This is a genomic window from Streptomyces sp. ADI95-17, from assembly GCF_003846175.1.
GTDB lineage: Bacteria > Actinomycetota > Actinomycetes > Streptomycetales > Streptomycetaceae > Streptomyces > Streptomyces sanglieri.
The window spans coordinates 122282-123049 of the sequence record NZ_ML123056.1; the positions used below are offsets into that span (position 1 = coordinate 122282).

At 72.7% G+C, this 768-nt stretch carries 1 protein-coding gene; it reads left to right on the plus strand.

Annotation, left to right across the window (positions count from 1 at the left end; genetic code table 11):
- Positions 1-3: 3 nt before the first annotated feature.
- Positions 4-768: acyl carrier protein (locus EES42_RS45420; protein ID WP_164495569.1), on the plus strand; the 765-nt coding region annotated here is incomplete at its 3' end.

The following is a 768-nucleotide window of genomic DNA, read 5'->3' on the forward strand; positions in this document are numbered from 1 at the left end:
CGTATGGCCCGAGACGGCGTGGTGCCGCTGGTCCCCGCAGACGGTCTCGCCCTGTTCGACGCGGCTGACGGTACGGATCGGGCCGCCCTCCTGGCCGTCAAGCTGGACGTCCCCGCCCTGCGCCGGCGCGCCGACGCAGGCACGCTGCCCGTACTGCTGCGGGGCCTCGCGCAGGGCAACCGGCGGCGCGCGGCCCGTGCCGGTGGCAGCGGATCGACGCTTGCGGAGCGTCTCGTGGCGGTGCCCACGGGCGAACGGGCCGCCCTGGTCGACGAAATGGTCAGGGCGCAGGTCGCGATCGTGCTGGGCCACACGTCCGGGGAAGCAATTGTGGCGGGGCAGGCGTTCAAGGAGCTCGGCTTCGACTCGCTCACGGCGCTCGAACTGCGGAACAGGCTCGTGTCGGCGACCGGCCTTCGCCTGCCGGCCACTTTGGTCTTCGACTACCCGAGCCCTGCGGCGCTGGCCGACTTCGTGCTGGCCGAGGCGCTGGGAACCGCCGAAGGGATCACCGTCGGCGCGGCGGTGGCGGTAGCTGACGACGAGCCGATCGCCATCGTGGGCATGAGCTGCCGCTACCCGGGTGCGGTCGCCGGGCCGGACGACCTCTGGCGGCTGGTGGCCTCGGGAGGGGACGGGATCTCCGGGTTCCCGACCGACCGGGGATGGGATGTCTCAGGGCTGTTCGACAGCGATCCGAGCCGGGTGGGTACGTCGTACGCGACTGAGGGCGGGTTCCTGTACGACGCCCCGCAGTTCGACGCGGGC